The organism is Cellulomonas avistercoris (assembly GCF_014836445.1).
Lineage (GTDB): Bacteria > Actinomycetota > Actinomycetes > Actinomycetales > Cellulomonadaceae > Cellulomonas > Cellulomonas avistercoris.
This window is the reverse complement of record NZ_JACSQV010000016.1, coordinates 37,403-53,602: the sequence shown is the minus strand read 5'-3', so window position 1 is coordinate 53,602 and position 16,200 is coordinate 37,403. Positions and strand designations below refer to the sequence as shown.

18 protein-coding genes are annotated in these 16,200 nt (G+C 74.9%); 8 read left to right on the top strand and 10 right to left on the bottom strand.

Annotated features, from left to right (window positions below):
* Nucleotides 1-121: 121 nt before the first annotated feature.
* From H9657_RS16425 to H9657_RS16415, 3 genes are read right to left on the bottom strand one after another with little or no spacing between them, the layout of a single operon-like run.
* Entirely contained in the window at nucleotides 122-1,435 is a 1,314-nt protein-coding gene (locus H9657_RS16425; RefSeq protein WP_318241559.1) for a glycoside hydrolase family 130 protein, read from the bottom strand.
* Nucleotides 1,432-2,469 (bottom strand): glycosyltransferase, encoded by a 1,038-nt coding sequence (locus H9657_RS16420; protein WP_191784508.1) that lies wholly within the window; start codon nucleotides 2,467-2,469, stop codon nucleotides 1,432-1,434. Before H9657_RS16420 ends, H9657_RS16425 begins: the two co-directional genes overlap by 4 nt.
* Complete coding sequence (locus H9657_RS16415) at nucleotides 2,469-3,602, bottom strand: glycosyltransferase (protein ID WP_191784507.1); 1,134 nt, start codon at nucleotides 3,600-3,602, stop codon at nucleotides 2,469-2,471. Before H9657_RS16415 ends, H9657_RS16420 begins: the two co-directional genes overlap by 1 nt.
* 188 nt (nucleotides 3,603-3,790) lie before the next feature.
* Between H9657_RS16415 and H9657_RS16410 the strand changes: the two genes are divergently transcribed.
* From H9657_RS16410 to H9657_RS16395, 4 genes are all read left to right on the top strand, one after another.
* On the top strand, nucleotides 3,791-4,816 hold the full coding sequence (locus H9657_RS16410; protein WP_191784506.1) for a glycosyltransferase family 4 protein: 1,026 nt from the start codon (nucleotides 3,791-3,793) through the stop codon (nucleotides 4,814-4,816).
* A 124-nt stretch (nucleotides 4,817-4,940) separates the two neighbouring features.
* On the top strand, nucleotides 4,941-5,930 hold the full coding sequence (locus H9657_RS16405; RefSeq protein WP_318241558.1) for a DUF2332 domain-containing protein: 990 nt from the start codon (nucleotides 4,941-4,943) through the stop codon (nucleotides 5,928-5,930).
* Nucleotides 5,931-5,965: 35 nt separating this feature from the next.
* Nucleotides 5,966-6,463: a DUF4274 domain-containing protein gene (locus H9657_RS16400; RefSeq protein WP_191784505.1), complete on the top strand. Its 498-nt coding sequence runs from the start codon at nucleotides 5,966-5,968 to the stop codon at nucleotides 6,461-6,463.
* Between the two features lie 140 nt (nucleotides 6,464-6,603).
* Nucleotides 6,604-7,071: a type II toxin-antitoxin system RatA family toxin gene (locus H9657_RS16395; RefSeq protein WP_191784504.1), complete on the top strand. Its 468-nt coding sequence runs from the start codon at nucleotides 6,604-6,606 to the stop codon at nucleotides 7,069-7,071.
* A gap of 78 nt (nucleotides 7,072-7,149) precedes the next feature.
* On the opposite strand, the gene H9657_RS16390 is transcribed toward H9657_RS16395, so the two are convergent.
* The 4 genes from H9657_RS16390 to H9657_RS16375 all read right to left on the bottom strand — a co-directional run bounded on the left by H9657_RS16390 (nucleotide 7,150) and on the right by H9657_RS16375 (nucleotide 10,874).
* On the bottom strand, nucleotides 7,150-8,589 hold the full coding sequence (locus tag H9657_RS16390; RefSeq protein WP_191784503.1) for a PepSY-associated TM helix domain-containing protein: 1,440 nt from the start codon (nucleotides 8,587-8,589) through the stop codon (nucleotides 7,150-7,152).
* Nucleotides 8,590-8,740: 151 nt separating this feature from the next.
* A complete protein-coding gene (locus H9657_RS16385; RefSeq protein ID WP_225215489.1) occupies nucleotides 8,741-9,376 on the bottom strand; it encodes a hypothetical protein in 636 nt (211 codons plus the stop codon).
* A gap of 125 nt (nucleotides 9,377-9,501) precedes the next feature.
* Nucleotides 9,502-10,344, bottom strand: coding sequence for a hypothetical protein (locus H9657_RS16380; RefSeq protein ID WP_191784501.1), 843 nt, complete (start codon nucleotides 10,342-10,344; stop codon nucleotides 9,502-9,504).
* 107 nt (nucleotides 10,345-10,451) lie between these two features.
* Entirely contained in the window at nucleotides 10,452-10,874 is a 423-nt protein-coding gene (locus H9657_RS16375; RefSeq protein ID WP_191784500.1) for a VOC family protein, read from the bottom strand.
* A 98-nt stretch (nucleotides 10,875-10,972) separates the two neighbouring features.
* Here H9657_RS16375 and H9657_RS16370 point away from each other — a divergent pair, with 98 nt between their 5' ends.
* Together H9657_RS16370 and H9657_RS16365 are read left to right on the top strand one after the other, a co-directional pair.
* The gene (locus H9657_RS16370; protein ID WP_191784499.1) at nucleotides 10,973-12,004 is read left to right on the top strand and encodes a helix-turn-helix transcriptional regulator; all 1,032 of its coding nucleotides are present in this window, start codon (nucleotides 10,973-10,975) and stop codon (nucleotides 12,002-12,004) included.
* A 72-nt stretch (nucleotides 12,005-12,076) separates the two neighbouring features.
* On the top strand, nucleotides 12,077-12,454 hold the full coding sequence (locus H9657_RS16365; RefSeq protein WP_191784498.1) for a DUF2255 family protein: 378 nt from the start codon (nucleotides 12,077-12,079) through the stop codon (nucleotides 12,452-12,454).
* A gap of 33 nt (nucleotides 12,455-12,487) precedes the next feature.
* Here H9657_RS16365 and H9657_RS16360 read toward each other — a convergent pair whose 3' ends face one another.
* Nucleotides 12,488-12,856: an ArsR/SmtB family transcription factor gene (locus tag H9657_RS16360; protein WP_191784497.1), complete on the bottom strand. Its 369-nt coding sequence runs from the start codon at nucleotides 12,854-12,856 to the stop codon at nucleotides 12,488-12,490.
* Between the two features lie 89 nt (nucleotides 12,857-12,945).
* Here H9657_RS16360 and arsM point away from each other — a divergent pair, with 89 nt between their 5' ends.
* On the top strand, nucleotides 12,946-13,713 hold the full coding sequence (gene arsM, locus H9657_RS16355) for an arsenite methyltransferase (RefSeq protein WP_191784496.1): 768 nt from the start codon (nucleotides 12,946-12,948) through the stop codon (nucleotides 13,711-13,713).
* 61 nt (nucleotides 13,714-13,774) lie between these two features.
* Here the strand turns inward: arsM and H9657_RS16350 are convergent, their stop codons facing one another.
* Together H9657_RS16350 and H9657_RS16345 are read right to left on the bottom strand one after the other, a co-directional pair.
* Nucleotides 13,775-14,293, bottom strand: a complete 519-nt coding sequence (locus tag H9657_RS16350; RefSeq protein ID WP_191784495.1) for a CarD family transcriptional regulator — start codon at nucleotides 14,291-14,293, stop codon at nucleotides 13,775-13,777.
* Nucleotides 14,294-14,503: 210 nt separating this feature from the next.
* Complete coding sequence (locus tag H9657_RS16345) at nucleotides 14,504-14,797, bottom strand: sulfurtransferase TusA family protein (protein WP_191784494.1); 294 nt, start codon at nucleotides 14,795-14,797, stop codon at nucleotides 14,504-14,506.
* A 339-nt stretch (nucleotides 14,798-15,136) separates the two neighbouring features.
* Between H9657_RS16345 and H9657_RS16340 the strand changes: the two genes are divergently transcribed.
* On the top strand, nucleotides 15,137-16,171 hold the full coding sequence (locus tag H9657_RS16340) for a glycoside hydrolase family 11 protein (RefSeq protein WP_191784493.1): 1,035 nt from the start codon (nucleotides 15,137-15,139) through the stop codon (nucleotides 16,169-16,171).
* The last annotated feature ends 29 nt before the right edge of the window (nucleotides 16,172-16,200 follow it).

Genomic DNA, 16,200 nt, shown 5'->3' with positions numbered 1-16,200 from the left:
GCTGACCTGGGACGGCTACCGCAACGTGCGCGACCTCGGCGGCCTGCCGACCTGAGGCGGCTCACCGAGGGCGGTGCGCCGCCTGAGCCCGGGCGCGCCGGCCGCGCACCTCACCACCCGGTCACGGCGCGGCGACCAGCGCGTCCAGCAGGGCGTCGACGTCGACGAGCGCGATGCGCGTGGCCGAGTCGCTGGTGCCGTACGGCAGCACCAGGGTGCGCCCGTGCAGCATCGCACCGCACGAGTACACGACGTTCGGCACGTAGCCGGAGCGCTCGTCACCGAGCGTCGTGAGCAGGGGCGACCTGAGGCGTCCGACGACGCGCGTGGGGTCGTCGAGGTCGAGCAGCAGCGCACCGATGCTGTAGGTGCGCATCGGCCCGACCCCGTGGGTGAGGACGAGCCAGCCGCGCTCGGTCTCGACGGGCGAACCGCAGTTGCCGAGCTGGATGGCCTCCCAGCCGTGCTCGGGGCGCTGCACGACGACGGGCTCGTGCCAGTGCACCAGGTCGTCGGACGCGGCGACGGCGTTGCTCTCGCGGTCGGCGCGCGACATGGCGAACCAACGCCCGCCGACCTGCCGGGGGAAGATCGCCAGCCCCTTGTCGCGTGCACCCGGCCCGCTCAGCGGGCGGCTCGACATCGTCTCGAAGTCCTGCGTGCGCAGCAGCTGGATCGAGATGCCCCGTCCGTCGTAGGCCGTGTACGTGCCCGCGTACGACGTGGCGCCGTCGGCGTGCTCGAGGCGCACCATGCGGACGTCCTCCACGCCGTTGCGCTCGGCAGGGGTCTGGGGCATCAGCACGCGCTCGTTCATCGCGGAGTCCGCGGGGAACGTGATGTCGTACCCGCGCGCGTCGGACCGCTGCGCCTGCTCCACGGCCACGACCGGCTGGACGGCCCGCGTGGGTGACGGGTCGAACCGCACGACGTCGTCGACGTCGACCGTGCCGGTGCGCAGCTCCATGCTGGAGACGTGGCCCTCGCCCGTGGACCGCAGGGTCATGACGAAGCGGGTCGACCCGGCCGGCAGCCCGCTCTGGTCGGGGTGGGCGACCATCGACGGGTTGAACAGCGCCGCCGACTGCACGGCGTACTCGGCGGTGAAGTACGCGCCGACGAGACGGCGGTGCTGCGCGGGCATCGACCGGGCCTCGTCCGACCCGTGGCACACGTGCGCGAAGTGCGTCTCCCACGTCGCCTCGAGGTCGTGGTGCCGGTCGTCGAAGGCGTCGGTGAGCGCGGTCAGCTCACGCTCGACCGCGGCGTCGTCCAGCGTCCGGACGCGCTCCAGGACGGCGGCGGCACGCGACCGGCCCGACGACGCCAGCTCCTGGCCCGGCAGGAACAGCCGGGCCACGACGCGGTCCGGGTCGGGCCGCAGCAGGTGGTCGGTGCGACGCACCCAGGACCGGTCCGCGCCGGTGCCCGTCACGCCGCGTCGCCGGAGGTCGCGGCGAGGAGCTGCGCGCACGCGAGCCACGCGAGCGTCGACTCCGCGCCCCGGTTCTGGTTGACGCCGTCGCGCTCCAGACCGTCGAAGCCGGCGCCTGTCGCGGCGTCGCGCACCGGGACGCCCACGTCGTTCGCGCCCTCGAACCAGGCGACGCAGCGGTCCAGCACGGTGACCCACCGCAGGTCACCCGTGACCCGCAGGGCCGTGGCTGCCGCCTCCGCGAGCGCGGTGACCTCCACGGGCTGCTGGTCGAAGCCCGGACGGTCGTCGCCCGGGCCGCGGCCGCCCACGGGGACGACGGACAGCCGGCCGTCGACGGTCTGCTCGGCGACGAGCCAGTCGAGCAGGCGGACGCCGTCGGCGAGCAGGGCGGCGTCGTCGAGCGCACCACCGGTCGCGATCAGCGCCTCGGGCAGCACGGCGTTGGCGTAGGTCAGCCGCGGCTCGGGCCACGGCCAGCGCGCGTCCGCCGCGGCACGCGGCAGCGTCGCCCGGGCGTCACCGAGGAGTCGCCGGGCCGCGCCGTCGCGGGGGTCCACGCGCAGCAGCTCCGCCGCGCCGAGCGCCGCGTAGGCCGTCGCGCGGGTGTGCGGGGACCGCGCGCTCATGGCCAGCGTCGCTCCGCGGCGCGCGCCGCGCGCCATCGGCCCGGCGGGCAGCTCGACCGCCGCCACGGCCAGCGCCCAGAGCCCCCGTCCCCAGTGGTCGTCGGTCGACGGCTCGTCGAGCCACGCGCCGTCCGGGTCGCGGCGGTTGTGCAGCCGGCCGTCCGGGCGCTGCGCGGCCCGCACGAACCTCAGGCAGGTCGCCGCGAGGTCGGCGGCCGACGCGTCGGAGGACGGGAACCGTGCCGTGACGACGAGCGCACGTGCCACGTCGTCGACGCACATGCCGTGCTCGACGCGCGGCTCGTCACCCAGCGCGTGCTCGTAGAGACCGGTCGGGGTGGCCAGGCGCAGCAGGTGGTCGAGGCGCGGCAGACGCTCGGCGTCGCGGACCAGGGTCGCGCCCATCAGACGGCCGTCGGCAGCGCGGCACGTCGGACCGTCGCCGCGAGCCCGAGGTAGCGCCGCGCGACGGCGGGCCACAGCAGCGCGTCGGCCAGCCCGCGGGCGGTCGCGGTCATGCCCTCGGCCACCCCGTCGACGGTCAGGACCCGCTCCAGCGCCGCGGCGATCGCGGACGGGTCGCGCTGCGGGACCAGCAGGCCCGCACCGCTCGAGAGCAGCTCGACGGCGTGCGGGAACCGGGTGGACACCACCGGCCGGCAGGCGGCGACCGCCTCGGTCAGCACGCCGGACGTCACCTGCTCGCGGGAGTCGTACGGCAGCAGGACGACGTCGGCCTCGCGGACCACGGCACGCAGGTCCGGGCCGGACAGGTAGCGCGCGTCGAACCGCACGGACCCGGTGAGGTCGTGCTCGCGGGTCAGCGCGACGAGCCGGTCGCGGTACGCCTCACCCTCGCGCTCGAGGATGCGCGGGTGCGTCTGCCCGAGGACGAGGTACGTGGGCAGCGGCATCCGCTCCCGCAGCTCGGCGAGCGCGAGGAGCGCCCACTCGATGCCCTTGCCGTCGGACAGCAGACCCCACGTGAGCACGGTCCGGGGTCCGTCCGCGTCGGGCCGGGACGCCACGACCGGGGGCCGGTTGTCCTCCGCGCCGTGCGGGATGACGACGACGAGCGCCGGGTCGACGCCCCACCCGGTGACGAGGCGGTCGCGCGCCGTGGTCGTCATCGTCACCAGCGCCGAGGACGCCGCGACGATGCCGGCCAGCACGCGGTGCTGGTTGGGCGTCGGACGGGTCAGGACCGTGTGCAGCACCGTGAGGACGGGCACGCGCACGCGGGCGAGGAGGTCGAGCACGTCCTGCCCGTCGGGACCCCCGTAGATGCCGTACTCGTGCTGCAGGACCGCGACGTCGTACGTGTCGAGCGCCGCGGCAGCCGCGGCGGCCCCGTCCGGGTCGTCCGCGACCCACTCGTGCACGACGGGCGCCGACCGCTCCTGCGGTGCGTCGACCAGCCGCACGACGCCCACGTCGGCGCCGGCCTCGCGCAGGTGCTGGACGAGCGCGGCACTGAACGTGGCGATGCCGCACGGGGTGGAGGGATAGGTCGACAGCATGGCGAGACGAACACTCATCGGGTCTGCTTCCGTGGCGCTTGGCGCAGCGAGAGTGCTGCCGTCCACGGTGGGGGGGGAGGGGCCGCGTCCCGAAGGGGCGCCGATCCGGCACCGGTCGCCGACCAGAGGTCCGGCGAGACTGGGGTGAGCCTACCCCGGGGGGCGTACGCTCACCCGGACCCCAGGAGGCCGCCGTCAGAGTCGCCGTGCTCGCCTCGATCGCCCATCGCGTCCCACCACGTGGCTACGGCCCGTGGGAGCAGGTCGCGTCCACGCTCGCCGAGGGCCTGGTCGCCCGGGGGCACGAGGTCACGCTGTTCGCCACGGCCGACTCCCTGACCGCGGCGCACCTGCACGCCGAGGCGCCCGCGGGGTACGAGGAGGACCCGACGGTCGACGCCAAGGTCAGCGAGGGGCTGCACATCGCGGCGTGCTTCGAGCGGGCCGGGCAGTTCGACGTCATCAGCAACCAGTTCGACTTCTTGCCCCTCGTCTTCAGCCGCCTCGTGGCGACGCCGGTGGTCACGACGGTCCACGGGTTCTCCTCCGAGCGGATCCTGCCCGTCTACCGGGCGTACGACGACGCCACGCACTACGTCGCGATCAGCGACGCCGACCGGCATCCCGACCTCACGTACGCCGCGACGATCCACCACGGCATCGACGTCGACGCGTTCTCCCCCGGTGCGGGCGACGGCGGGTACCTGCTCTTCCTCGGGCGCATCCACCCGGACAAGGGCACGGCCACCGCGATCGAGGTCGCACGCCGGGCCGGTCGGCCGCTCGTGATCGCCGGGGTCGTGCACGACGAGGGGTACCACCGCCGCGAGGTCCTCCCCCACGTCGACGGCGAGCACGTGCGCTACGTCGGGCCGGTGGGCCCCGCCGAGCGCGACCGGCTGCTGGGTGGGGCCGTCGCGCTGCTGCACCTCATCGACTTCGACGAGCCCTTCGGCCTGTCGGTGGTCGAGTCGATGGCTGCCGGGACCCCCGTCGTGGCGTACCGGCGCGGGTCGATGCCGGAGCTCGTGACCCCGGGGTCGACGGGCTTCCTGGTCGACGACGTGCCGGGCGCGGTCACCGCGGTGGCCGCCGCTGCCGCCCTCGACCGGGGCGCGTGCCGCCGGGAGGCCCGCGCACGCTTCGCGGCCGACCGGATGGTCGCGGACTACGAGCGCCTGTTCACCCGCATCGTGACGGAGCATCGCAGCCGGACGACGCCGGCAGCCTGACTCCCCCGACCGGATGGTGGGACACCGTCGCGTCCAGACCGTCCTCGGTCGTGTTCCGCGCCCCTGACGACGACCCAGGCCGGTCTCGACGAGCGGCCGTGGCGGACCTGGCAGGCTGAGGGCCGTGGATCCTGCGACGCATCTCGGCACGTCCTCCGTGGCTCATGGCTACGGCGCCTTCGCCACGCGGGAGGCGCGCGGGACGTCGCCCACGTACGAGGAGTGGGCCACCGGCGTCAGCACGGACCCGCAGGTTACGGCCCTGCTCGACACGCTGCCGGCCGGCAAGCGGCAGCCGAACCTCGTGTTCGCGGCCGCCCGGTGGCACGGGGCGTCGGGCGGCTACGACGACCTGCGCCGCACGCTGCTCACGCGGTGGGACGACGTGGCGGCGACCGTCCGCGCCCGTGCGACGCAGACCAACGAGGCAGGCCGCTGCGCGACGCTCCTGCCGTTCCTCGCCCGGCTCCCGCAGCCGCTGGCGCTGCTGGAGGTCGGGGCCTCGGCGGGCCTGTGCCTCCTGCCCGACCGGTACTCCTACCGCTACGACTCCGCCGACGGCGGCGAGCGCTCGCTCGACCCCGCGGACGGACCGTCACCCGTCGTGCTGCCCTGCACCCTCGGTCCGGTGGTCGCGGCACCGGAGCGGCTGCCCGAGGTCGTGTGGCGCGCGGGCGTCGACCTGGCCCCCGTCGACGTCACCGACGACGACGCGTGCGCCTGGCTCGAGACGCTGGTCTGGCCCGAGCACGACGAGCGTCGCGCCCGGCTGCGCGCCGCGCTGGCGGTCGCGCGCACCGACCCGCCGCGCGTCGTGGCCGGTGACCTGCTCGACGTGCTGCCGACGCTCGCCGCGCAGGCCCCGACCCACGCGACGCTCGTGGTGCTGCACAGCGCCGTGCTCGCGTACCTGACGCCGCAGGCGCGTGCCTCCTTCGTCGAGCTGGTCGGGACGCTGCCCGGCCACTGGCTCGGCAACGAGGGCGCGCGCGTCCTGCCGACCACGGCCGAGCTGGTGTCGGACCGCGTCGACCGCGGCTTCGTCGTCAGCCTGGACGGGACACCGCAGGCGTACGCGGACCCGCACGGCAGCAGGCTGTCACCGTTGCCCTGAGGGAGGGCTGCGAGGCTGCGGGTTACGCTCGCGACGTGAGCAACGAGACCCCGGAGCCGGACGAGGCCGAGCAGTTCCTGCGGGACTTCCTGCGTGCGGCGACCCCGCAGCAGCGGCACACGTTCGTCCGGCGGATGAACTACGACGGCGGCGACGCGACGGTCCGGTTCGTGCTCGACGACCCGACCACGGACCGCGCGACCGCGCTGGCCGCGTACTGGATCCTCGGCGCCTGCTACTACTCGCGCTACGCGACGGCCGAGGAGACGGCCGACTACGAGCGCCCCACGTGGGAGCTGCTGCGCAGCATCGAGGACCGGTACGCGGCGGGCTTCTGGGCCGACCACGGCATCGCGTTCGACCCGACGGACGACGACGAGATCGACTGGACCGACGACTACGGCGCACCCGTCGCCCGGCCGGTGCCCGACCTGATGCGCCGCCCGGTGCCCGGCGAGCTGGTCGACGACTCGGACACCGAGGACGGTCTGCCGCTGGACGTGCACCTGCGGTGGACGGCGCTGGCGGACTGAGGGTCGTGCCACCCCGCGGGCCCGACCACGACGCGGCCTACCTCGAGGACGGTGACGGGTTCGAGGTCGAGCTCGTGGCATCCGGCTGACGACGCCGCGTGCGCCGGGCCGACGGGCCCGGCGCCCCGTAGGGTCGCCCGATGATCGTGGAGTCCAGCGTCGACCTGCCGGTGCCCCCCGACGTCGCGTTCGCCGTGTCGCAGACGACGGGCGACGCCCGCCTGCGCTGGGACCCGTTCATCCGCCGGCAGTCGTTCCTCGACGGCGCGACGGTCCCCGCCAAGGGCGTGCGGACGCTGACGCGCCACCGCTCGGGCCTGCGGATGGTCAGCGAGTACGTCTCGTACAAGCCGCCGACGAACGTCGGGATGAAGATGGTCGAGGGGCCGTGGTTCTTCGCCGTCATGGCCGGCGGGTGGCGCTTCTCGCCGCTGCCCGACGGCGGCACGCGCGCGGTCTGGCGGTACAGCTTCACGTGCCGCCCGGCGTGGCTCGCTCCGGTGGCCGAGCGGATCGGGCGCGTCGTGCTGCAGCGGGACGTCGACCGCCGCATCGCCGGCTTCGCCCGCGGCTGCGCCGACCCCCAGGTCCTGGCGACACTCCCCTGACCCTCCTCCCCGTCGAACGCGGACTTGTGCCGCTTCCGGGGGTCCCGGAGCGGCAGAAGTCCGCGTTCGGCAACCGCGTCAGGCCTTGGTGGTGCGGCGGTGTCGGGCGGCGAGGGCCGTGTCGACCAGCAGGAACGCCAGCAGCGGGACGCCGAACAGCGGGACGAACCAGCCGACCAGCGCCGCCAGGCCCAGCACCACGACGGTGAGCGCCCGGGGCGCAGCGCGCAGCGCACCGGGCGGCAGCAGGGGTCCGGGGCCGAAGCCGGGTTCGCGCGTGGGCCGCCGCTGCCACCACATCCGGTACCCCAGGACGACCAGGGTGATGAGCCCGGTCGCCAGCCCGGCGAGCGCCACCTGGTTCGCCACCCCGAACAGCTCGCCCATGTGCGCGTAGATGCCCCAGTGCGCGAGCTTGGCGACCAGGTGCTGGTCCGCGAAGTCGACGCGCGAGACCACGGTGCCGTCCATCGGGTCGACCGCGATCGAGTCCGCCCGGGACGGCAGCCCGCCGCCGTGCTCGGCGACGCCCCACGCGTGCGTCGCGTCGGCCGGCGGTGTCAGGCGCAGCGGGTCGCGCAGCCCCTCGTCGCGCGCGACCGCGAGGACGCCGTCGACGCCGATCCCGGCGGTGAGCACGGCGTCGGGGGTCCCGTCACCGAGGCGGTGCTCGGCGTGCGGGTCCTCCTCGCCGGCCGCCGCACCCGGCAGCGTCGTGTCGAGGTACGTCGTGGTCCACCCCCAGGCGGTCCGCAGCTCGCCGACGTTCGCACCGGCGCGCACCGACCACGTCATGCCCGTCGCCGAGAGCACCAGGAGCCCCAGCGCGACGACGAGCCCGACCACCCCGTGCCACGACAGCGTGCGCCGCCTGGCAGGCCCCGTGCGGTCGGGCACGACGAGCCGGCGCCACCGCCCCCGTCGCGCCGAGCGCGCGACCCACATCGCCACACCCCCGAGCACGACGACCCACAGCCAGGACGCCGCGAGCTCGGAGTAGACGCGGCCCGGCTCGCCGAGCAGCAGGTTGCGGTGCAGGTCGTCGAGCGTCCAGCGCACCGGCAGGAACCCGGTGTACGTGGCGAGCGACCCGCGCACCTCGGCGGTGTACGGGTCGACGAAGACCGTGCGGTCCTTGCCCTCGGGGACGTCGGTGGCGGCCAGGACGACGCGCGTCGTCCCGTCGGGCGTGGCCGCGGGCTGCACCTGCACGACCTGGCCCTCGGGGTGCGCGGCACGCGCGGCGGCGACCTGGTCGGCCAGGTCGAGGCGCGTCGCACCGACCTCGTCGACCGTCAGCTCGTGGCGGTGGACGACGGCCTCGAGCTGCGGCGACACCGAGTAGAGCAGCCCTGTCACGGCCGCGACCAGCAGGAACGGGCCGACGAGGATGCCGGCGTAGAAGTGCAGCCGCAGCAGGACCGGCTGGAGCGCGGACCAGAGCGAGCCCCGCGCGGGCGGGTCGGGCGGGGCACCCGGCTGCGGGGCGTCGGTGGTGGACGTGGGCGTGGAGGTCATGGTCGTCCCTCTCGGACGTGGCGGACGCGGGGTCGCGTCCGGGCGCGCGTGGGCGCGCGGAGGCAGGGCCGCGGCACGCCCGTGCGGGCGTGCGCGAGGACGCCGCACCGCGGACGACGGTCCACGGGCGACGCGGTGAGGTGCCGGTCGGTCAGAGGGCGCGGGCCGTGGGTGGGGCGCGGCTGCCGCGCGTGCCGAGGGTCCGCGTCCGGGGCGTCGCACGGTGCCGGCGGCCACGGACGGGTCGACGTCGCGCCGTGCCGACGACCGGCACCAGGGCGGCTCCCGCCAGCACGGGCACGGCCCACGCCAGCCGGTCCAGCGCCCGCTGCCCGGCGCGCTCGGTCGCGACGAGCAGCGCCACCGTCAGCACGGTCGCGGCGGCGTGCGCCGCGATCATGGCGATCGACACGGCGTGGGCGCCGGGCCCGGCTCCGGGCATCGGCACCGGCACCGCACCGCCGTGGACGTGCACCGCGCCGCCCGGGACCACGTCACCCGAGACCGCCTCGACCGTCGCGGTGGCCGCGAACGCCCGGTGCAGGAGCCACTGCCACACGGCCACGGCGGGCAGCAGCGTGCTCACCCGCAGGGGCCGCCGCGCGAGGGGCGCGGCGCCGGCCGCGGTCAGCGCCGCCAGCACGGCGAGCGCACGCGTGTCCGGGAGCGTCCCGGCACCCGCGACGTGGCCGCCCGCGCCCAGCGCGACGACCGTGCTCGACACCGCCGCGAGGCGGGCCGGCACGCGCGAGCGGGACCGCTGGGCGTCGACCATGACGGCGGTCACCCTCACCCACGCCGTGATCGCGGTCCAGCACCGTAAGGATTAGGCGGACCGTCACGACGAACGCGGACCCCTGCCAGCTCTCAGCGATGGTCGAGGCAGGGGCCCGCGTCCGTGCTCATCCTTCCCTAGCTCGCGCTCCCGCCGCCGCAGCCCACGCGCTCGGAGGCGAGGGTGATGTCGTCGACCCAGACGTCGAAGTGGTCGGGCGTCGCGCCGCCCTGGTACAGCTGCCAGCCGATCCGGACCGTGTCCGCCGTCGGCAGGACGAACGGCACGTCCGCGCCGCCGTGCTCGTCCCCCGTCACCGTGAGGTCCGGCTGCGGCGCGCCGTCGAACCACAGGGCGACGCGGTTCTCCGGGGCGGACCACTCGAACTCGACGCACTGCCACTCGTCCTCGACGGTCGGCGCGGACTCGCGCCAGCTCGTCCAGTCGCCCGTGGGCCCGCCGTCGGCCCCGATGCCCCAGAACGTCGCGTCCGCTCCGACCGTGGGCGCGAACTGCCCGCCGAGCGGTCGCACGACCTCGTCGCTGCCCGAGCCGGTGACCTCCACGAGCGTGAAGTGCGCCCAGTCCGGCGCGGTCGGGAAGTCGTCGACCTTGAGGCGCAGCCGGCCGTAGAAGGTGTTGCCGGGGGCGGCGAAGTCGTCGACCTCGAGGAACGCGTACCCGTTGTCCTGCGTGTGCACGCGCAGGACCTTGCCCTGACGACCCGCGCGCTCGACCTTCAGCGTGCCGTGGCGCGTGTCGACGCCCCAGTCGAGGCTCGACGCGCCGCCCGTCGGCTCGGACTCGAAGTCCTCGCAGAACAGGGCCTCGACGCCGGCGCACGCGCCGCGCGGGCCGTGGCCCGGGCCGCCGCCGGGCCCGGGGCCGTGCCCGGGACCGCCGGCGGCCGCGACCGGCGCGACGACGAGCGTGGCCGCGGCGAGAGCCGCCGCGGTGACCAGGGTGGGGATCGTCCTCATGCGCGCACCAGCCATTCGTTCGGGTGACGGAACCCCTCGGATGCTAGGCACCGCGGTCGGAGGAGTCCCGGCCCGAAACGATTGACCTGCGTGATCGCGCACGCCCGTCAGGCGGACCAGGGGACCTCGAGGTCGAGGACCCACGTGACGCCGAACCGGTCGGTGAGCATGCCGTACAGCGGCGACCAGGCGGCCTCGGCCAGGGGCACGCGGACGGACGCGCCCGCGGCCAGGCCCTCCCAGTAGCCCCGCAGCTCGTCGCCGTCCGTCCCGCGCACGGACACGAAGACCGGGTTCCGGCCCGGCTCGTACGCGGTGTGCGACGGGACGTCGTAGGCCATGACCCGGAAGCCGGCCGGCGACGCGACCTGCCCCCACATGACCTGCTCGGCCTCGGCGGGGTCGGTCACGGCGCCTGCCTGGGCGTACGTCACGGCGGCGAGGTCGCCCCCGAAGACGGACCGGTAGAGCTCGAGCGCCTCGCGGGCCCCGCCGCGGAAGTTGAGGTGGGTCGTGGTGCTGATGGTCATCGCTGCCTCCTGGTGAGCGTCGCCGTGGTCGGCGACACGGAGCACGTTGCCCCGCCATCCGGTCAGTTCCGGTCCTGATGGGCGTCTAGGTTCGGGACATGACGTCGGGCACCACGACCACGCGCCTGCTGCGGCTGCTCTCGCTCCTGCAGACGCCCCGGGACTGGCCCGGCCCGACGCTCGCCGACCGCCTGGGCGTCAGCGAACGCACCGTGCGGCGCGACGTCGACCGGCTGCGGGCGATGGGGTACCGGGTCCACGCCGACCGCGGGTCGGCCGGCGGGTACCGGCTCGAGGCGGGCGCCGAGCTGCCGCCGTTGCTGCTCGACGACGACCAGGTCACGGCGATCGCGGTCGCGCTGCAGGCCGTGCCGCTGCTCGGCACCGACGTGGACGAGGCCGCCCAGCGCGCGCTCGGCACGATCCGGCGCGTCATGCCGCCGCGGCTCCGGCACCGGGCGCAGGCGCTGCAGTTCGAGACCGCGGGTCCGGCGCCGACCGCCCCCGTCGCGCCCGCCGACGTGCTCGTGGCCGTCTCGGCCGCGGTCCGCGCGCACGAGGTGCTGCGCTTCGACTACGCGGGCGGGACGGGCGTGGGGGCGACCGCGGGAAGCCCGACGCACGACGGCCGGCCGCGACGCGCCGAGCCGCACCACCTCGTCGCGACGCTCGGGCGCTGGTACGTCGTCGCGTGGGACCTCGACCGGGCCGACTGGCGCGTGTTCCGTGTCGACCGGATGGCACCCCGCACGCCGAACGGCCCGCGCTTCACCCCCCGCGACGTGCCGGGCGGTGACGTGCGGAAGCTCCTGTCGGCGCGCTTCCGGGGCGCGACGTCGGCCGACGCGTGGCCGTGCCGCGGCACGGCCGTCCTCGACCTGCCGGCCCGCGACGTCGTGCCGTTCGCCGGGGACGGCGTCGTCGAGGACCTCGGCGACGGGCGCTGCCGGTTCACCGCCGGGTCGTGGTCGTGGGTCGCGCTGGCCGCATCCCTGGGGCGGTTCGACGCGGCCGTGCGCGTCGAGGGCCCGGACGAGCTGCGCGAGGCGTGCGCCCGGCTGGCGGGACGCTACGAGGACGCGGCCCGGCGCGACCCGCGGGAGGCGGGCACCCGGCCGGGCACCGCCTGACACCCCGCTCCACTGGCGTGCGCCGGGACGCGCGGCGACGATCGGACTGTCGCCGTCGCACCGGGAGGACGCATGGGCAGCTGGGCACCTGAGGCGCTGGACCGCATCGGCGGCGCGGAGGAGCTGGAGCTCGCGTCGTACCGGCCGGACGGCACGCTGCGGCCGTACGTGACGATCTGGGGCGTGCGGGTCGGGGACGACCTCTACGTCCGCTCGGCGCACGGGCCGCAGAACGGCTGGTTCCGCCGCGCGCGGGCCGCGGGCACCGCTCGGGTGCGCGCCGGTGGCGTCGAGCAGGACGTCGTCCTGGAGGCGCCGTCGCCGGACGTGCACGGCGACGTCGACGCCGCGTACCACGCCAAGTACGACCGCTTCGGGCCGGCGTACGTGGGCGCGGTGGTCGGGCCGGAGGTCGTCGACGTGACGCTGCGGCTCGCGCCGCGCGACTGACGCCCTCCCGGGGGGCCGGGTCGGGACGCGGGATCAGGGTCGCGGGGCCGGCCCGAGGTGCGCGCCCAGGTGCGTCACGAGCAGGTCGAGGGCTCCGGGGACCAGCGCGTAGTACGCCCACACGCCGCGCTTCTCCCGCGTGACGAGGCCGGCCTCGGCGAGCACCTTGAGGTGGTGGGACACGGTCGGCTGCGAGAGCCCGACCGGCTCGGTCAGGTCGCACACGCAGGCCTCGGCACCCTCGTGCGACGCGATGATCGACAGCAGCCGCAACCGCGTCGGGTCGGCGAGCGCCTTGAGCGGACGCGCCAGGTCATCGGCCGCCTGCGGACCGAGCGGGTTGCCGGTGACCGGCGTGCAGCAGGCGCGGTCGGCGGGGGCGGCGAGTCCCAGGTCGGTCATGCGACCAGTCTCGTCCAGACATCGTCCGTTGTCGATATTGACATCCGTCGATGGATGGGTCCATCGTTCGCATCGACACACTTCGATGCATGGAGGCACACATGGACGTCCGGCAGCAGGTCCGCGAGCGCTACGCGCTCGCCGCGACGCAGGCGAGCACGGCCGGCTGCTGCGGCAGCGACGCCACGACGAGCTGCGGCGGGCCGAACGCGCCCGAGATCGACGAGCGCTTCGGCGCCGGCCTCTACGCCGCGCAGGACACCGACGCCCTGCCCGTCGAGGCCGTCGCCGCGTCGCTCGGGTGCGGCAACCCGCTGCTGGTGGCGGACCTGCGCGAGGGCGAGCGCGTGCTCGACCTCGGCTCCGGCGGCGGCATCGACGTGCTGCTGTCCGCCCGCCGCGTCGGACCCACGGGCTTCGCGCACGGCGTCGACATGACGGACGAGATGCTCGACCTCGCGCGCGCCAACGCCGAGCGGGCGGGCGCGACCAACGTCGCGTTCCACCAGGGCACGATCGAGGACCTGCCGCTGCCCGACGGCAGCGTCGACGTCGTCATCTCCAACTGCGTGGTCAACCTGTCCCCCGACAAGCCGGCCGTCCTGGCCGAGGCGTTCCGCGTGCTCGTCCCGGGCGGGCGGCTCGGCATCTCCGACGTGGTCGCGGAGGACCACCTCACGCCGGACCAGCGCGCCGAGCGCGGCTCCTACGTCGGCTGCATCGCGGGTGCGCTGTCGCGCGGCGAGTACCTCGACGGTCTCGCGGCCGCCGGCTTCGTCGACGCGACCGTGACGTTCACGCACGAGGTCGCCGACGGCATGCACGGCGCCGTCGTCCAGGCGCACCGCCCCGCCTGAGACCGCCGTCCTGCTCGGGCGCCCCGGGCAGGACCCACGTCGAGGGCGGCGGCGAGGGGCGTCAGGACAGGGCGTGGGCCTCCTGCGGGGAGCCCTTGTCGTCGAGGATCGCGGCGTCGATCATCTCCTGCGCACGCTCACGCTCGACGTCCAGCGCCAGCGCGAGCTCGGTCAGCAGCGGCTGCGTCGCGAGCCACAGCTGCTCCTTCTCGCCCGTCGACAGGCCGCGCTCGATGCTGCGGCGCGTCAGGTCGCGCACGACCTCGGCCTGCACGAGGTGGTCCTGGCTGCGCATGCGCTCCTGGTTCTCCTTGTACCGGCGCGTCCAGGCCTCCTGGACCTGGGCGCTCGGGGAGCTGAGGACGGCGAAGAGCGCCGCGATCCCGTCGGCGTCGTACAGGGGCCGCAGGCCGATCTCGTCCGCCTTGTCGAGCGGGACCGACACGACCATCCCGCTCCCGACGACCTCGAGCTGGAGGTACTGGTGCGTCGCGCCGCGGAAGGCGCGCTCGAGCATGCCGACGACGCGGGTCGGGCCGTGGTGGGGGTGGACGACGATCTCGCCGATGGCGGGCTGCATGGGTCACACCTCTGCTTGACGCGGGGGCTCGGCCTGCGCGGGGGACGCGGGCCGTCTCCCCGCAGCGACGGAGCCGCTGCGGAGGACGCACGGACCGGCCACCACCCGGGATGGGGGCAGGGAGCCGCGCGAGCCGGTTCCCATTCTCCCATGCGGCACCTAGCCCCCCCAAGGAGAGGCACGAACGGGCTCGCGCGCGACGCGGGCCTCTCAGGTCGCCGCGGGCCCGCGGTGCCAGGGGTTGCGGGCGTCGGTGGCCGCGGGGCGGGCCGCGACGGCCACCGCGTACGTCGGCCGGTCGGTCCCGTCGACGACGCCCAGGTAGGCGTGCCCGGTCATGTGGCACCAGACGGGCAGGTCGATGGGCGCGACCGGGTCGGCGGTGACCAGGTGGACGACGGCTCCCGCCTGCAGCGTCGCGACACGGTCGCGCAGCAGGATCAGCAGGCGCGCGCACCCCAGGTCCCCGCCGTCGATCGTCACGACGTCCTCGGCTCCGGCCACGGCGCGAGGGTAGCCCGCGGGCAGCGGGACCGGGAGCAGAGCGGTTCGAAAGTTGCGGGCGCGGGACGTCGTCGCCACGCGCGGCAGCGTGGCCGACGCGGACGAGTGGTCCGGTGTCACCCGTTCCGCCCCGGGATGGGGACATTAAACGATTCATCCCCCGATCGAAGTGGGGAGAGGCCACGCTCCCACGAGGCAGACTGCTGCCGTCGCGGCGCCGGAGAACGATCACAGGCGATCTGGCCCCCGTCGCGACGACCGCCGACCCGCAGGTGGGAGCGCGGATCGGCCGATCGTCACATCCCCCCTCGTCCGAGCTGCCCAAGGGAGTGCCACCAGATGACCGACACTTTCGTGCGACGCCCCCGTCGTCGCCACCCGCTCCGTGCCGCGATCGGAGCGCTCGCCACCGGAGCCCTCGTGGCCGGCACCGTCGCCCTGGCCACGCCGGCCTCGGCGCAGAACGTCAACAGCAACCAGACTGGCACGCACAGCGGCTACTGGTTCTCCTTCTGGACCGACAGCCCCGGCACGGTCTCCGCCGTCCTCGGCAACGGCGGCAACTACTCGACGTCGTGGCGCAACACCGGCAACTTCGTCATCGGCAAGGGCTGGTCCACCGGCACCGGCCGCGCCGTGTCCTACTCCGGCTCGTTCAACCCGTCGGGCAACGCCTACCTCACGCTGTACGGATGGACCAACGGTCCGCTGGTCGAGTACTACATCGTCGACTCGTGGGGCACCTACCGCCCGACCGGCTCGTTCAAGGGCACCGTCACGACCGACGGCGGCACGTACGACATCTACGAGACGACGCGCGTCAACGCCCCCTCGATCGAGGGCAACAGCTCGACGTTCAAGCAGTTCTGGTCTGTCCGTCAGCAGAAGCGCGTCGGCGGCACCATCACGGCCCAGAACCACTTCAACGCGTGGGCGTCCAAGGGCATGCAGCTCGGCCGGCAGAACTACCAGATCATGGCCACCGAGGGGTACCAGTCCTCCGGCTCGTCCAACATCACGGTCGGCACCGGCAGCGCCGACGGCGGCGGTGGCAACACCGGCGGCGGCGGTAACACCGGTGGCGGCGGCAGCACGGGCGGCAACGACAGCGGCAGCAACACGAACAACGGCTGCACCGTCAGCTGGACCCGCAGCCAGGACTTCGGCGACCGCTTCAACGTCAACTACACCGTGTCCGGCCGCTCGAGCTGGTCCGTGACGGTCTACCCGAACACGGGCCAGTCGATCCAGAACTCGTGGGGCGCCACCCGCAGCGGGAACACGTTCCGTTCGAACGGTTCCAACAGCTTCGGCGTGACGTACTACAAGGGCTCGCAGAACATCAGCTACATCCCCTGGGGCATCTGCTCCTGACGCGTGAGGCACGAGGTGGCGCCGGCGCC

What these genes read in the sequence shown, in the direction of transcription:
- H9657_RS16350 (WP_191784495.1), bottom strand. Translation starts at nt 14,293, where the DNA reads ATGCAGCCCGCCATCGGCGAGATCGTCGTCCACCCCCACCACGGCCCG.
- H9657_RS16360 (WP_191784497.1), bottom strand. Translation starts at nt 12,856, where the DNA reads ATGACCGACCTGGGACTCGCCGCCCCCGCCGACCGCGCCTGCTGCACG.
- H9657_RS16370 (WP_191784499.1), top strand. Translation starts at nt 10,973, where the DNA reads ATGACGTCGGGCACCACGACCACGCGCCTGCTGCGGCTGCTCTCGCTC.
- H9657_RS16415 (WP_191784507.1), bottom strand. Translation starts at nt 3,602, where the DNA reads ATGAGTGTTCGTCTCGCCATGCTGTCGACCTATCCCTCCACCCCGTGC.
- H9657_RS16395 (WP_191784504.1), top strand. Translation starts at nt 6,604, where the DNA reads ATGATCGTGGAGTCCAGCGTCGACCTGCCGGTGCCCCCCGACGTCGCG.
- H9657_RS16380 (WP_191784501.1), bottom strand. Translation starts at nt 10,344, where the DNA reads ATGAGGACGATCCCCACCCTGGTCACCGCGGCGGCTCTCGCCGCGGCC.
- H9657_RS16390 (WP_191784503.1), bottom strand. Translation starts at nt 8,589, where the DNA reads ATGACCTCCACGCCCACGTCCACCACCGACGCCCCGCAGCCGGGTGCC.
- H9657_RS16365 (WP_191784498.1), top strand. Translation starts at nt 12,077, where the DNA reads ATGGGCAGCTGGGCACCTGAGGCGCTGGACCGCATCGGCGGCGCGGAG.
- arsM (WP_191784496.1), top strand. Translation starts at nt 12,946, where the DNA reads ATGGAGGCACACATGGACGTCCGGCAGCAGGTCCGCGAGCGCTACGCG.
- H9657_RS16340 (WP_191784493.1), top strand. Translation starts at nt 15,137, where the DNA reads ATGACCGACACTTTCGTGCGACGCCCCCGTCGTCGCCACCCGCTCCGT.
- H9657_RS16375 (WP_191784500.1), bottom strand. Translation starts at nt 10,874, where the DNA reads ATGACCATCAGCACCACGACCCACCTCAACTTCCGCGGCGGGGCCCGC.
- H9657_RS16420 (WP_191784508.1), bottom strand. Translation starts at nt 2,469, where the DNA reads ATGGGCGCGACCCTGGTCCGCGACGCCGAGCGTCTGCCGCGCCTCGAC.